Annotated in this window: 16 protein-coding genes and 1 tRNA gene; all 17 read right to left on the reverse strand. The window is 55.9% G+C overall.

Annotated features, from left to right (window positions below; all coding sequences use genetic code 11):
- Positions 1 to 2: 2 nt before the first annotated feature.
- The 17 genes from hrpT to lolB all read right to left on the reverse strand — a co-directional run bounded on the left by hrpT (position 3) and on the right by lolB (position 12,405).
- Complete coding sequence (gene hrpT / locus KL786_RS29525; protein WP_252193671.1) at positions 3 to 206, reverse strand: HrpT family type III secretion system protein; 204 nt, start codon at positions 204 to 206, stop codon at positions 3 to 5.
- On the reverse strand, positions 203 to 2,344 hold the full coding sequence (sctC, locus tag KL786_RS09710) for a type III secretion system outer membrane ring subunit SctC (protein WP_215517466.1): 2,142 nt from the start codon (positions 2,342 to 2,344) through the stop codon (positions 203 to 205). Before sctC ends, hrpT begins: the two co-directional genes overlap by 4 nt.
- A gap of 14 nt (positions 2,345 to 2,358) precedes the next feature.
- Entirely contained in the window at positions 2,359 to 2,751 is a 393-nt protein-coding gene (locus tag KL786_RS09715; protein ID WP_215517467.1) for a type III secretion protein, read from the reverse strand.
- A gap of 1 nt (position 2,752) precedes the next feature.
- Positions 2,753 to 2,971 (reverse strand): hypothetical protein, encoded by a 219-nt coding sequence (locus tag KL786_RS09720; RefSeq protein WP_032857794.1) that lies wholly within the window; start codon positions 2,969 to 2,971, stop codon positions 2,753 to 2,755.
- 96 nt (positions 2,972 to 3,067) lie between these two features.
- On the reverse strand, positions 3,068 to 3,673 hold the full coding sequence (sctL, locus tag KL786_RS09725; RefSeq protein ID WP_353844657.1) for a type III secretion system stator protein SctL: 606 nt from the start codon (positions 3,671 to 3,673) through the stop codon (positions 3,068 to 3,070).
- Positions 3,663 to 4,241, reverse strand: a complete 579-nt coding sequence (locus KL786_RS09730; RefSeq protein WP_252193672.1) for a type III secretion protein — start codon at positions 4,239 to 4,241, stop codon at positions 3,663 to 3,665. Before KL786_RS09730 ends, sctL begins: the two co-directional genes overlap by 11 nt.
- Entirely contained in the window at positions 4,213 to 5,022 is an 810-nt protein-coding gene (sctJ, locus tag KL786_RS09735; protein WP_215517468.1) for a type III secretion system inner membrane ring lipoprotein SctJ, read from the reverse strand. The genes KL786_RS09730 and sctJ overlap by 29 nt, the downstream gene beginning before the upstream one ends.
- Before the next feature lie 6 nt (positions 5,023 to 5,028).
- Positions 5,029 to 5,394 (reverse strand): hypothetical protein, encoded by a 366-nt coding sequence (locus KL786_RS29530; protein ID WP_252193673.1) that lies wholly within the window; start codon positions 5,392 to 5,394, stop codon positions 5,029 to 5,031.
- Positions 5,395 to 5,506: 112 nt separating this feature from the next.
- Complete coding sequence (locus tag KL786_RS09745; protein ID WP_215517469.1) at positions 5,507 to 5,707, reverse strand: hypothetical protein; 201 nt, start codon at positions 5,705 to 5,707, stop codon at positions 5,507 to 5,509.
- A 191-nt stretch (positions 5,708 to 5,898) separates the two neighbouring features.
- Positions 5,899 to 6,822: a sigma 54-interacting transcriptional regulator gene (locus KL786_RS09750; protein ID WP_215517470.1), complete on the reverse strand. Its 924-nt coding sequence runs from the start codon at positions 6,820 to 6,822 to the stop codon at positions 5,899 to 5,901.
- A 405-nt stretch (positions 6,823 to 7,227) separates the two neighbouring features.
- Positions 7,228 to 8,328 (reverse strand): redox-regulated ATPase YchF, encoded by a 1,101-nt coding sequence (gene ychF, locus KL786_RS09755; protein WP_032857783.1) that lies wholly within the window; start codon positions 8,326 to 8,328, stop codon positions 7,228 to 7,230.
- 22 nt (positions 8,329 to 8,350) lie between these two features.
- Positions 8,351 to 8,935, reverse strand: a complete 585-nt coding sequence (gene pth / locus KL786_RS09760; protein WP_032857782.1) for an aminoacyl-tRNA hydrolase — start codon at positions 8,933 to 8,935, stop codon at positions 8,351 to 8,353.
- A gap of 168 nt (positions 8,936 to 9,103) precedes the next feature.
- Positions 9,104 to 9,700: a 50S ribosomal protein L25/general stress protein Ctc gene (locus KL786_RS09765; RefSeq protein WP_215517471.1), complete on the reverse strand. Its 597-nt coding sequence runs from the start codon at positions 9,698 to 9,700 to the stop codon at positions 9,104 to 9,106.
- Between the two features lie 138 nt (positions 9,701 to 9,838).
- On the reverse strand, positions 9,839 to 10,780 hold the full coding sequence (locus KL786_RS09770; RefSeq protein ID WP_003208392.1) for a ribose-phosphate pyrophosphokinase: 942 nt from the start codon (positions 10,778 to 10,780) through the stop codon (positions 9,839 to 9,841).
- 45 nt (positions 10,781 to 10,825) lie between these two features.
- A tRNA-Gln gene (locus KL786_RS09775) sits at positions 10,826 to 10,900 on the reverse strand.
- 37 nt (positions 10,901 to 10,937) lie between these two features.
- Entirely contained in the window at positions 10,938 to 11,786 is an 849-nt protein-coding gene (gene ispE, locus KL786_RS09780) for a 4-(cytidine 5'-diphospho)-2-C-methyl-D-erythritol kinase (RefSeq protein ID WP_215517472.1), read from the reverse strand.
- Position 11,787: 1 nt separating this feature from the next.
- Entirely contained in the window at positions 11,788 to 12,405 is a 618-nt protein-coding gene (gene lolB / locus KL786_RS09785) for a lipoprotein insertase outer membrane protein LolB (RefSeq protein ID WP_032857778.1), read from the reverse strand.
- Between the last annotated feature and the right edge of the window lie 4 nt (positions 12,406 to 12,409).

The raw sequence follows: 12,409 nt of genomic DNA on the forward strand, positions 1-12,409 counted from the left end.
GGTCATTGCTCCAGCGAGATCGTCTGATAGTCCGCCCTTTCGCCCGAGGGGCCAGGTTCGACACGCATCTGCGGCGGCCACCAGACCACCATCTTGCCAGCGCTCGATTGCGGCCGTGAGCAGGAGTCACCCTTGCACGTCGGTGTACACCCAGCCATAAGCAGCGCCAGGCCAAGGAGTGTGATGCAGGAGAGTCGCTGTTTCATGGCGCAGTCTTCCGTGTTGGGGTGAGCAGGGAGGGGCGGGACACACCGATATGTTCATCCTTGACCACCGGGCGCATGGCGATGAATACCTCCGCCTCTTCACCTGGCTTGAGCCAGGCCCTTGGCCAGACGCTGACGGCTAGGGTCTGGGCGTTGCTGCATTCGTTCTCATCGATGCGCACATTGCGCTTGAACTGATTGCGCATCACCACCACCGCTACGTTGAACTGCGGGCCGGCGTACCACTGGCTGCGTTCGGTATTGAGCGCCAGCAGGTTGCGTGGGTTGCACAAGGTGTTCAGGCCCAGGGGCATCGGCGCGGCGTTGAAGGTGTCAGGCACTTGCCCGGTCACGAGGTGGGCGAGGGCGCTGGTGATATCGCTGCGCTTGATCACCGGTTGATGCTCGGCATAGCGCCTGGCCAGGGGCTTGAGGGCTGCCTGGAGTTCCACCTGGTCGTCCTGGGGTAAATAACGTGACGGGTCGGCCTGGTCGCCGATCACCCGCGGGGTCAGGATAAACAGGCGTTCGCGACGGTTGTTCTTGCGCTCGGTGGAAGAAAACAGCGTCTTGCCCAGTAACGGGATGTCACCCAGTACCGGCACCTTGTTGCGTCTATCGGCGCTTTCAGTGACATGGAACCCGCCGACCACCAGCGAGCGTTTTTCCGCCATCACCGCTTGGGTACTGACTTTGCCTCGGCGTACATCGGGGCCGATCCGTTCGGGGTTGGTTTCGTCGAAGTTGCCGTCTTCAATATCCACCGCCAGATGGACCTGGTGATGTCCGCGCGTGGTGATGACCCGCGGCACCACCTGGAAACTGGTGCCGACGGTAATGGGCAGGATGGTCGCGTTTTCGACGCCAGCGGTCAGGTACTGAGTACGGTTGAAGTCAATGACGGCGGGTTGGTTTTCCAGGGTCAGTACCGAAGGGTTGGACACCATGGTCGCCAGGCCCTTGGCCTCCAGTGCCCGGATATCGGCATAGAAACGGTCGCGGTTTTCAATCGACATTTGCGCGGAGGTGCCCGGCGCCATATTTACACCGCCACGAAAACGGCTGTTCTGAAAGCCCCAGTTAACACCGAACTCGCGCAATTGCGTGCGCTCGATATCGAGGATGATGGCGTCGATCTCCACCAGCTTGCGTGCCACATCGAGTTGGGCGATCAGCTCGCGGTACATTGCCTGGCGCTCTGGCAGGTCGTAGATCAGTACGGCGTTGTTGCGCACATCCGCTTCGACACGGATCTTGCCTCTTGCAACCGGTGCCCTGGCGGTGAGCGACATGCCTGGATTCATCGGCCCAAGAGGAGCCTGTGAGCCGAGCATCTGGTCCAGCATCGGATTGCCCAGGCGGGGCAGGATCGGGGTGACAGGCGAGGGCTGCGATGATGAGGCGGGGCGTGGGCTCATAGACGACAGTCCTGAGTTGTCCCGAGGTTCCAATAACCCCCGCAGCATGCTGGCAACCCCTGAAATGACCAGCTTTTCGCCACGATAATCAATCGGGCGGTCTGCTGCGTTGGCGAACTTCAGCGGGAACGTCAGTACACTTTGTTTCTCATCGGGAGATTTACGCTGGCTGCTGAACTGCTTGATCTGGTCGATATAGCGCTTGGGGCCTGACACCAGCACCACGCCATCGTCGGGCAGTTCCCCCCAGCCGAAACGGCTATCGAGCAGGCCAATGTCCGTCAATGCCTGTTTCAAGTCGGCAACGGTTTCGGATGAGACCTCCAGGCGTGCGGACTCCTGCTGATCCAGGGTGCTGATGTACAGCGTGTTGTTGTACATGTACCACTGGAAGCGGTGTTCTACTCCCAATCGGTCGAGTAACGACTGCGGGGTATTGGCGCGTATCTTGCCATTGACGTTGCCCTCCAGCAGGCCGTCGATCTGCAGTTGCGTGCCAAAGGTCTGGGCGAAATCCTCCAGCACATCACGTACCTGCTTATGTTCGGCTTCATAGGCATACGCGGTATTTTTCCATTCGGCGGGAATAGCGGCGAGCGGGCTTTGCAAGGGCAAAAGCAACCAGGGCAGTACCAGCAGGTAGCGCCAATGGACGCCTTTTTGGGGCGCAGCAGGCGAGACGGCGCGCAAGCGAGTGCGCTTGTGTTTATTGTTATACATTGGGCGTTCTCTGATTAGTGCGGCGGCGAGCGGAGTGACGTGGGTTGGAACCGTTGGGCCGGTTTTGCAAGGCGTGTGATCATTGCGCGCCAGGTATCGCGCTGGTTGAGCAGGGCTTCGAGACTGTCTAGCAGACGCTTCTCGCCGGCGCTTTCCTGTAGGCACTGAGTCAACCAGAGCGCACCCGTTGCAGGTGCCTGCGCGAGTGCGCCCTGAAAGTGACTCAGGCTTGCGTTACCTAGGCGCATCCAGGTTTTGAGGTGTGATTTATCCGGGCGATCTCGGGTCAGTTGCACCTGCAATAACAGGGTGTTAGAACAATGGCGCAGGATTATTTCGTCATTGTCTTCGAGGAGTGTTAGTTCTTCGGTGCGGTTACTCAACCAGTTGCTAAGTAGTGCCTTCAATTTATTGTCCGCTGTCCAGACCAGACTTCAGTAGCATATGCCTTGCTCTGATATGTTCAGTGAAAACGTATTCGGACTTACGATTAGTCATCAAAAGTTCATAGAACAAAGCCATATCCTCCTCAGATCCAGAGTTTTCTTCCATCAAGTCGTAGACATCGCGTTTGCTGCGCTTCGCATCGCTTAGAAGCCGCTCTCTGTAACCTTCGTAGTAGCTCATGGCTTTGCTCCTTTTGTGTTTCCTCTCAGTGGTTTGTATTTCGAATTGGTTCCATGTGTAGCAGTTTATTTGAGGGGGTATACGCGTGTTTAAAAATCAATCGTCCACCCGCTTTTTGCTTTGGTCTAGAAAGGAGTCATGCATGGTGGCCCAATCAATACAGAAGTCCCCTTCTTCGGTCTGTAATAGCAGTGTCTGGGGTTTGATTGTGTCGTCGGCGCGTAGTACCCAGAGTGTATTATTGTGGGCTGCGAGATACTGTCGGGCGGCCTCCAGTTCAAGTGGATGGCACAGCAAGGCCGCCTTGACCACCGGCATCTGGCTGGCCATCAGTTGTTTGAGCAGGGCTGCCATGCGTTGTGGCGGGGGAGTCTCTTCCAGCAGGAGATGAATCGCCTGGTTGGCAATTGAAGAGGCATAGCGCTCAAGGTTGTCGTACATCGTCTGGCGTTCGACTTCCCAGCGCTTGAACTGGGCATCGGCACGTCGCCAGATTTCAAGGCCAGCGTTTTCCAGAAGTTTTTCACGCTGCTTTTCTGCCAACTTCAGTAATTGTCTGGCTTGGGCCTTTGCGTGCTCCAACGCATTATTGGCCTGCGTGTAACCCGCCAGTGTTTCGCGGGGGATCAGGGTTTCGGGAAAGGGGCCGGTACCTTTGGGCAAGTCGATTTTATGTCGGCAAAACATCGTTTCAGTCTCCATGGTCCTTGGCGTAAGGCGCTTTACCGTCGCTGTTGATCGTCGCAATACGCCAGACTACGGCGTGCCATAGGGTATCGAGGCGGCTATACGAGTCTCCGAGCGCAAGGGCTTTTTTTTCCAGGTCCAGAACGCGCTGTCTAGGGAATCTCAACCTGATGCGTTGCCAGGTGGCTGGGTTGACCCAGGTACGTAGCAACTGCAAGGGGTCGTCATCGGGCAGCAGCATATCCGGGGGTAATGCCTTGGAGAGTCTGTTGCACCACTGCTGGAGGTTTTCATTTAATGCACTGGCATAGGTCGGGTGACACGTGCTGTCGATCAATGCCAGTACCAGGTCAAGTTGGTCTGGCGATGCGAGAGCCAGTTGAAGCAGTGTGGGCTGAGGCGTTGGAGGCAGGCAGGGTGCGACGCCGTAGATTTTGCCGATGCGTAAGTGTCGACTGTGATAAAGCCCACTCAGCGCAGTGTGTTCATCAACCGTTCGCCAGTCTTCGCACGAATACAGCCAGGGGGTTGCCCACCACTGGACCCATGCCAGGTTACTCATCGTGCGGGCGGATTGGCGCATCAGGGGATGGTCCGGCCGATTGGGCATGCGGCAGCACTCGCTGTCCTCTGATCCGCCAGAACGTTACGGCGATAATGAGCAGCACTAAAATGATCATTGTGAAACTGACACTGGCCCGCCAAAAACCAATGTCATCTCCCGGCACCAGGAACGGACCGAAATAGGCCAGGCGTTGCTGCTCCAGATAGGCTGTCGCCGGGACGAATACCACCGTTAGTTTTTGCGGGTTTTCGACGGCGTTGGTCATACCTGGAATGCTGCTGGCGACCATCCGGCGAACACGGGCCTGGATATTGTCGGGGTCAAGCCGAGGATCGTGCTTGATGAACACTGAGGCGGAGGCGGGTTGTACCGGTTCACCCGGTGCCACACGCTCGGGCAGCACTACGTGGACTCGGGCGACGATCACCCCATCGATGTTCGATAACGTTGTTTCCAGCTCCTGGGACAAGGCATAGATGTAGCGCGCTCGCTCCTCAAGCGGGGTCGAGATGACCCCTTCCTTGCGAAAGGTGTCGCCCAGGGTAGTGCGGGCTGCCTTGGGCAGTCCGACGGCGTCCAGGGTGCGTACGGCACGCCCGATATCGGAGGCGTTGACCACAACCACAACACCGTCTTTGGCCGGAACTTTACTGGCGCGTATATGTTTGTCTGCCAACTCTGCAATGACCTCATTGGCTTCCTGCTCGGAGAGTTGACGATGAAGTTCGACATGGTCACTACAAGCATGCAGCATGAATGACAACACTAGTGTCAACGTAATACGCAGAAGGCGAGTCATGTTTATCTACTGGAGGTTGCAGATTTTATCGACGCATTGTGCGGTTTTACCCACACTCTTAACGAGAATATGCGTCAGCAATAACGTATCGGAAAGTTGGTCCGGATATTTTCGTGCTTCGTCAAACTTATTGTCGCCGCTCAAGGCGCGTAGGCTTTTGGTCATGCGCTGGGTCACGGAAGCCAGTTTGCCTGATGCGTCGGAAAGCATGCTCTGTGGCGTAGTGTAACTTGGCGCCGTACTGGCAAGTGCCGACGGGTCCATGAGTGAGGTAAAGTAGTTGACATCGGTGCGAGAGATTGATGATTCCTGTGCGCTAGAAGAACCATTGATATCATCATGTTCAGCAGAGCGTACTCTTCCTATAAACATATGGCGCCTCTTACATAAAAACTTAGGGGGGCGTGCTTGTTGTTATTGATGCGGCGGTGAAGTGACCCTCCCGCGACTAAATCCCGGGAAGGTCAAAAGGTGCCAGACTTGATTACAACCGGAGTGCATCAGAGGCTGTTTTTATACCCGCGGTATTTTGGTTTACCGCAGTTTTCCATGCGTTTTTCACACCGTCCGCTCTCTTTTTCGCTTCTGCGGCTTCAAGGCCTGCGTCCGCTTGTTCTGCACTCATGCCACCAGCGCCGCCACCGAAGGGGCTGGCCCCTGAAGAGCCAATTGAACCAATACTCATATTTTTTACTCCGTACTTGACGTTAATCTCACCGGACTTAAGCGATGCTGAGATATGGATGTGTCACATCCAATTTCGCTGTTCCACAATTTATGTGGCTCAGGAAATATATGCGTTCCAAATGCACCTGAGGGGTATGTTTCAAAAAGTGTAATTCTTTCGGAGCGTTGCTGGCGGGCCGTGGAATGTACTCAGGTCAGTGATATTGCCAATTGCTTCATCCGGTAATAGAGCGTGCGCTTGGCAACACCTAACTCAACGGCCACGACGTCTACGTTGTGGGCATGACGGTTCAGCGACGCTTCAATCAGCGACTTCTCGATTTGCTGTAGTCGTTCCTTGAGAGGTATTTCCATCTCTTGGCGCTCTGTTACAGGCACAGAGAGAGGGGGGAGCCCCAGGACGAAACGTTTGGCTGTCGAACGCAGTTCGCGCACGTTCCCCAGCCAGGGATGACACAGAAGCTGTGAAAGCAGGGCGCTGGCAGGGATGGGCACAGGGCATTTGAAGTACTCGGCCTCCTGGCGGATCATTTTCAAGAACAGGGGGATGATGCGCTCTCGTTGCTCGCGCAGTGGCGGGAGGTTGATATTGACGACGTTCAGGCGAAAGTACAGATCGCGCCTGAAGGCGCCTTGCTCGACCATCTCATGCAAGGATTGCTGGGCAGACGCGATCACTCGCATGTCTACGGGGATAAACCGCGTCGAGCCCAAACGTTCAACTCCTCGGGACTCCAGTACCCGCAGCAACTTGGCTTGCAGAGGGAGCGGCATGCTGTCTATTTCGTCCAGATACAAGGTGCCCAGGTGCGCCGCTTCGACAGAACCAGCACGTGATTGCATGGCCCCGGTGTAGGCGCCGCTGTTGACGCCGAACAGCTGGCTTTCGGCAAGGTTCTCCGGTATCGCGGCACAGTTGACCGCGACGAAATTGCCTCGTCGCCTTGATAGGCAATGAACACGTTGCGCCAAGGTGTCCTTGCCGGTACCTGTTTCCCCGAGTAACAGAATGTCGATGTTGAGCGGGGCGGTGTTAATGATGGTTGTTTCTATGTCTGGGCATTCATTGAACGGTGTATCTGTTTCAATTTCATTCTGATAGGAGGCCGACATATTGCTATTACTCCAATAGAGTTGTCGCTCGCTATTGTTTGAATTAGCTAGTGATATTGGCCAGTAGACCGGAAATTTTCCAGGTTGTCATCGCGAAAGGGTGTTTAGGTTAGCCCTGGTTTTACTAGATGTGCTGGATGGATTTGAACTTGAAAGATATTCAAGGTTTTGTAGGCATGGTATTTACGCTTTTGCGTAGGATAAGTCTTAAAGATTTTGTGGATTTTATTAATGATGAGGATCGTATGCTTGTGGTGTTTGTTTTATAGTTTATTGTCTATGTTGTTTTTTAAGTACGAAACGATGTCTTAATGTGTCATCGACATTTTAATCGTTGGATTGCCCACAAAAAAGCCGATGCAGGGCATCGGCTTTTTTTTCTACGGCTTGAGCCGTACAGGCAGCTTACACGTTGAAGCGGAAGTGCATCACATCGCCATCCTTGACGATGTATTCCTTGCCTTCCAAACGCCACTTGCCGGCTTCCTTGGCCCCAGCTTCACCCTTGAACTGGATAAAGTCGTTGTAGGCGATTACTTCGGCACGGATAAAGCCTTTTTCGAAGTCAGTGTGGATCACACCCGCAGCTTGTGGCGCGGTGGCGCCGACCTTGACGGTCCAGGCACGCACTTCTTCGACACCGGCGGTGAAGTAGGTCTGCAAGTGCAGCATTTCGTAGCCCGCACGGATCACACGGTTCAGGCCAGGCTCTTCCAGGCCCAGGGCCTCAAGGAACATGTCCTTCTCTTCGCCGTCATCGAGCTCGGCGATTTCCGCTTCGATCTTGTTGCACACCGGCACAACCATCGCGCCTTCTTCTTCGGCAATGGCCATGACCACGTCGAGCAGCGGGTTATTTTCGAAACCGTCTTCAGCCACGTTGGCGATGTACATCACAGGCTTGGTGGTGAGCAGGTGGAAGCCCTTGATCACGGCCTTTTCGTCGATGCTCATGTTCTTCATCAGGCTACGTGCAGGCTTGCCCAGGGTGAAGTGCGCGATCAACTGCTCCAGCAGGGCCTTCTGGACCACTGCGTCCTTGTCGCCGCCCTTGGCGTTGCGCGTGACCTTTTGCAGTTGCTTCTCGCAGCTGTCGAGGTCGGCGAAGATCAGTTCCAGGTCGATGATCTCGATGTCGCGTTTCGGGTCGACGCTGTTGGATACGTGAATCACGTTCTCGTCTTCAAAGCAGCGGACTACATGAGCGATGGCATCGGTCTCACGGATGTTGGCGAGGAACTTGTTGCCCAGGCCTTCACCTTTTGACGCGCCGGCTACCAGCCCTGCGATGTCGACGAATTCCATGGTGGTCGGCAGGATGCGCTTGGGATTGACGATGGCCGCCAGTGCGTCCAGGCGCGGATCGGGCATCGGCACGATACCGGTGTTGGGTTCGATGGTGCAGAAGGGGAAGTTCTCCGCCGCAATACCGGACTTGGTCAGGGCGTTGAACAGGGTGGACTTGCCGACGTTGGGCAGGCCGACGATGCCGCAATTGAATCCCATGGTGTTTCCCCTCGGGTAAAAGTCAGGCCTTCTGGCTGTGCAGGTTTTTCATCGCGCGGTTCCATTCACCGGCGAAGATATCCGGCAGCACGCCGAGGGCAAAATCGATGCTTGCATCGAGTTTTTCCTGTTCGGCGCGTGGCGCACGACCCAGGACGAAATTTGAAACCATACTGGCAACGCCTGGGTGGCCAATGCCGAGCCGCAGGCGGTAAAAGGTATTCTGATTGCCCAACTGCGCGATGATGTCGCGCAGGCCATTATGACCGCCATGGCCGCCGCCTTGCTTGAGCTTGGCAACGCCGGGTGGCAGGTCCAGTTCGTCATGGGCCACCAGGATTTCTTCGGGTTTGATCCGGAAGAAGCCCGCAAGCGCCGCGACAGCCTGGCCGCTGCGGTTCATGTAGGTGGTGGGAATCAGTAGACGAACATCCTGACCCTGATGCGAGAAGCGTCCGGTCAGGCCAAAATATTTGCGATCGGCCACAAGATTGATGCCTTGGGCGTGGGCGATGCGCTCAACAAAAAGGGCCCCCGCGTTATGCCGGGTCTGTTCGTATTCGGCGCCTGGATTTCCCAGGCCAACGATCAGTTTAATGGCAGTCACGACAGGGGCCCTTCCTTTGGAGTTGTGGATAACATCGCCGCAACCTCGTTGCGGCGAAAGTGGACGACAGGAGCTCACTTATCCAGAGATAAACTTCGCGTTATCGCCCGCTTTCTCGCTACGTTTCGGTCCGCGATGTTTCCTCAAGCTCCGACATTACAGAGTGAATTACTCTGCAGCGCCTTCTGCTTCTGGTGCAACGCGTGGAGCGTGTACGTTTGCAACAGCTTTGTCATCACCGTGAGCCAGTGCAACAAACTCAACGCCTTTAGGGGCCTTGAGGTCGGACAGGTGGATGATCGCGCCGATTTCAGCGTTGGTCAGGTCGACTTCGATGAACTCAGGCAGGTCCTTCGGCAGGCAGGAAACTTCGATTTCCGAAGTCACGTGCGAGATCTCGCCGCCTTTCTTGATCGGAGCCGCTTCGCCAACGAAGTGGACTGGAACGATAGCGGTCAGTTTCTGACCAGCAACAACGCGTACGAAGTCAGCGTGCAGTACGTGACCTTTGGACGGGTGGCGCTGCAGAGCCTTGATGATAACGTTCTGCTTTTTGCCGCCAACGTTCAGTTCGATAACGTGGCTGTAGGCCGCTTCGTTTTCGAGCAGTTTGGCAACTTCTTTAGCCAGCATGCTGATGGATTCAGGGGCTTTGTCGCCACCGTAAACTACAGCTGGAACCAGGCTTGCGAGACGACGCAGGCGGCGGCTCGCACCTTTCCCCAGGTCGGAACGCACTTCAGCATTCAGAGTAAAATCGTTCATGTTGTATCTCCAAAATAACCACATTCGCCCCAGCGTTTGCGACCAGCGCTAAAGGCGATATGGGCAAAAAAGCCCCGCCCCAACAATATGCTGGGGCGGGGCGCTTTTCGTCAGGTTGATGCCGCGAAGGTTTGACCCTTAGCGGAACATCGCGCTGATCGATTCTTCATTGCTGATGCGGCGAACCGCTTCGGCAACAACCGGTGCGATATCCAGTTGACGGATACGCGAACAGGCTTGAGCAGCTGCGGACAACGGGATGGTGTTAGTCACCACCAGTTCGTCCAGCATTGAGTTCTCGATGTTCTCGATCGCTCGGCCCGACAGCACAGGGTGTGTGCAGTAGGCGAAGACTTTTGCTGCACCGTGCTCTTTCAAGGCTTTTGCCGCGTGGCACAGGGTGCCGGCGGTATCAACCATGTCATCGACCAGAATACAGGTACGCCCTTCGACATCACCGATGATATGCATCACTTCAGAGTGATTGGCTTTCTCACGGCGTTTGTCGATGATCCCGAGGTCCACGCCCAGGGACTTGGCAACAGCTCGTGCACGCACGACGCCACCAATGTCCGGGGACACGATCATCAGGTTTTCAAAGCGCTGGTCTTCGATGTCATCCACCAGGACGGGGGAGCCGTAGATGTTATCTACCGGAATATCGAAGAACCCCTGGATTTGGTCAGCGTGCAGGTCAACCGTGAGAACACGGTCGATACCTACCACGGTCAGCATGTCAGCGACGACTTTCGCGCTGATAGCCACACGTGCGGAACGCGGACGGCGATCCTGACGGGCATAACCAAAGTAAGGGATTACAGCTGTGATTCGAGTCGCTGAGGAGCGGCGGAAGGCATCAGCCATCACGACGAGTTCCATCAGGTTATCGTTGGTCGGAGCGCAAGTCGGCTGAATAATGAAAACATCTTTACCGCGGACATTTTCATTGATCTCGGCTGTGATTTCGCCGTCGGAAAACTTACCGACAGAGATGTCACCGAGAGGGATATGCAGCTGACGTACAACACGCCGAGCCAGATCGGGGTTAGCATTCCCCGTAAAGACCATCATCTTGGACACGCGCAGTACCTAGAGGCTGAGGGTAACCTGGATGAGTATAGAAAATGGCAGGGGCGGCTGGATTCGAACCAACGCATGGCAGGATCAAAACCTGCTGCCTTACCGCTTGGCGACGCCCCTGTATCTGTTGCAACGAGTACCCAGTACTCGGTTCCTTTTAGAGCAGACTTTGCAGCTTGCGATGCAACATCGAAACGTTGCTTCCCTTTGCTACAAACCCTGTAAGGGTCTCTGTAAGAAGGGCCGAGACTTTATCAGCTTCAGCTTTGTTTGGGAAGCCCCCAAACACACAACTTCCAGTTCCGGTGAGTTTTGCTTCGGTAAATTTACCTAACAAATTCAATGCGTTACGTACATCTGGATAACGCCTTGCTACCACCGGTAAGCAGTCATTTCGACTGTTTCCCTTGGGAACGGGGCGCACTTTAATGGGAGAAGAGTTACGTGTCAACAACGGATCTGAAAAAATTTCTGCTGTACTTACAGATACTTGCGGAACAAGCACGACATACCACGGCTCTTCGGGGTCTACAGGGGTGAGTTTTTCCCCGATACCCTCAGCAAATGCGGCGTGTCCACGCACAAAAACCGGGACGTCGGCACCCAGCGTCAGGCCCAGCGCGGCCAGGCGATCTTCATCCCAGCCCAGTTGCCACAAGTGATTGAGACCGAGCAGGGTGGTCGCGGCATTCGAGCTGCCGCCGCCGATGCCGCCGCCCATGGGCAGGATTTTATCGATCCAGATATCGATGCCGAGGGGGCACGCGGATTGTTCCTGAAGTTTTTTGGCTGCCTTCACGATCAGATTGCTGTCGTGAGGCACACCTTCGAATTCGGTGTGCAGGCGAATCACGCCATCGTCGCGCACGGCGAAGGTCAGTTCATCGCCGTAGTCGAGGAATTGAAACAGCGTCTGCAACTCGTGATAGCCGTCTTCACGGCGACCGAGGATATGCAGCATCAAATTGAGTTTGGCCGGGGAGGGCAGGGTCAGGCGTTCGCTCATGTCACTGCCCCAGCTTGCGTGGTTGCCAGTCCTTGATCACCAGCGTGACGTCAAGGTTGCTGCCGTGCAGCTTGATGCGCTCGGGTAGCCAGTAGCCGCTTTGTTCCACGTAGCTCAGGTATTCGACCTGCCAGCCATCCTGTTCCAGAGTGGCCAGGCGGCTGTCGCCATTGAGGCTCAGGCGGCTCTTGCTGTCAGGTGCGGGCAGGCCGCGAACCCACCAGACCAGATGCGAGACCGGCAGCTTCCAGCCGACCTGCTCTTCGAGCAAGGCTTCCGGTGATGGCGCTTCATAGCGGCCCTGGTTGGCCACTTCGAGGCTCACTTGCCCCGGGCGCCCGGTCAGGCGTGCAGCGCCACGGCCCAGGGGGCCAGAGAGGCGGATATCGTAATAGTCCTGGCGTTGCAGCCAGAACAAGGTGCCGCTGCCCGAATCCTTCGGTGCGCGCACCCCGATCTTGCCTTCGATCTGCCAGCCATCAATGCTGCTGAGCTGATCCTTGTGTTGGCGCCACTGCGCCGGGTTGCCCTGGCCTTCGACGGACTCGCGGGCGCCGAAGCCCGCACAACCGGCGAGCAAGGCGATAAGACTGAAAACGATGGCGTGGCGCAAAAACATAGAA

The sequence above is a fragment of the Pseudomonas sp. TAE6080 genome (assembly GCF_018732265.1).
In the GTDB taxonomy this organism is placed as follows: domain Bacteria; phylum Pseudomonadota; class Gammaproteobacteria; order Pseudomonadales; family Pseudomonadaceae; genus Aquipseudomonas; species Aquipseudomonas brenneri.

Coding starts and splice junctions, on each gene's coding strand:
- hrpT (WP_252193671.1), bottom strand. CDS start 206: ATGAAACAGCGACTCTCCTGCATCACACTCCTTGGCCTGGCGCTGCTT.
- sctC (WP_215517466.1), bottom strand. CDS start 2,344: ATGTATAACAATAAACACAAGCGCACTCGCTTGCGCGCCGTCTCGCCT.
- KL786_RS09720 (WP_032857794.1), bottom strand. CDS start 2,971: ATGAGCTACTACGAAGGTTACAGAGAGCGGCTTCTAAGCGATGCGAAG.
- sctL (WP_353844657.1), bottom strand. CDS start 3,673: ATGGAGACTGAAACGATGTTTTGCCGACATAAAATCGACTTGCCCAAA.
- KL786_RS09730 (WP_252193672.1), bottom strand. CDS start 4,241: ATGCGCCAATCCGCCCGCACGATGAGTAACCTGGCATGGGTCCAGTGG.
- sctJ (WP_215517468.1), bottom strand. CDS start 5,022: ATGACTCGCCTTCTGCGTATTACGTTGACACTAGTGTTGTCATTCATG.
- KL786_RS29530 (WP_252193673.1), bottom strand. CDS start 5,394: ATGTTTATAGGAAGAGTACGCTCTGCTGAACATGATGATATCAATGGT.
- KL786_RS09745 (WP_215517469.1), bottom strand. CDS start 5,707: ATGAGTATTGGTTCAATTGGCTCTTCAGGGGCCAGCCCCTTCGGTGGC.
- KL786_RS09750 (WP_215517470.1), bottom strand. CDS start 6,822: ATGTCGGCCTCCTATCAGAATGAAATTGAAACAGATACACCGTTCAAT.
- ychF (WP_032857783.1), bottom strand. CDS start 8,328: ATGGGATTCAATTGCGGCATCGTCGGCCTGCCCAACGTCGGCAAGTCC.
- KL786_RS09765 (WP_215517471.1), bottom strand. CDS start 9,700: ATGAACGATTTTACTCTGAATGCTGAAGTGCGTTCCGACCTGGGGAAA.
- ispE (WP_215517472.1), bottom strand. CDS start 11,786: ATGAGCGAACGCCTGACCCTGCCCTCCCCGGCCAAACTCAATTTGATG.
- lolB (WP_032857778.1), bottom strand. CDS start 12,405: ATGTTTTTGCGCCACGCCATCGTTTTCAGTCTTATCGCCTTGCTCGCC.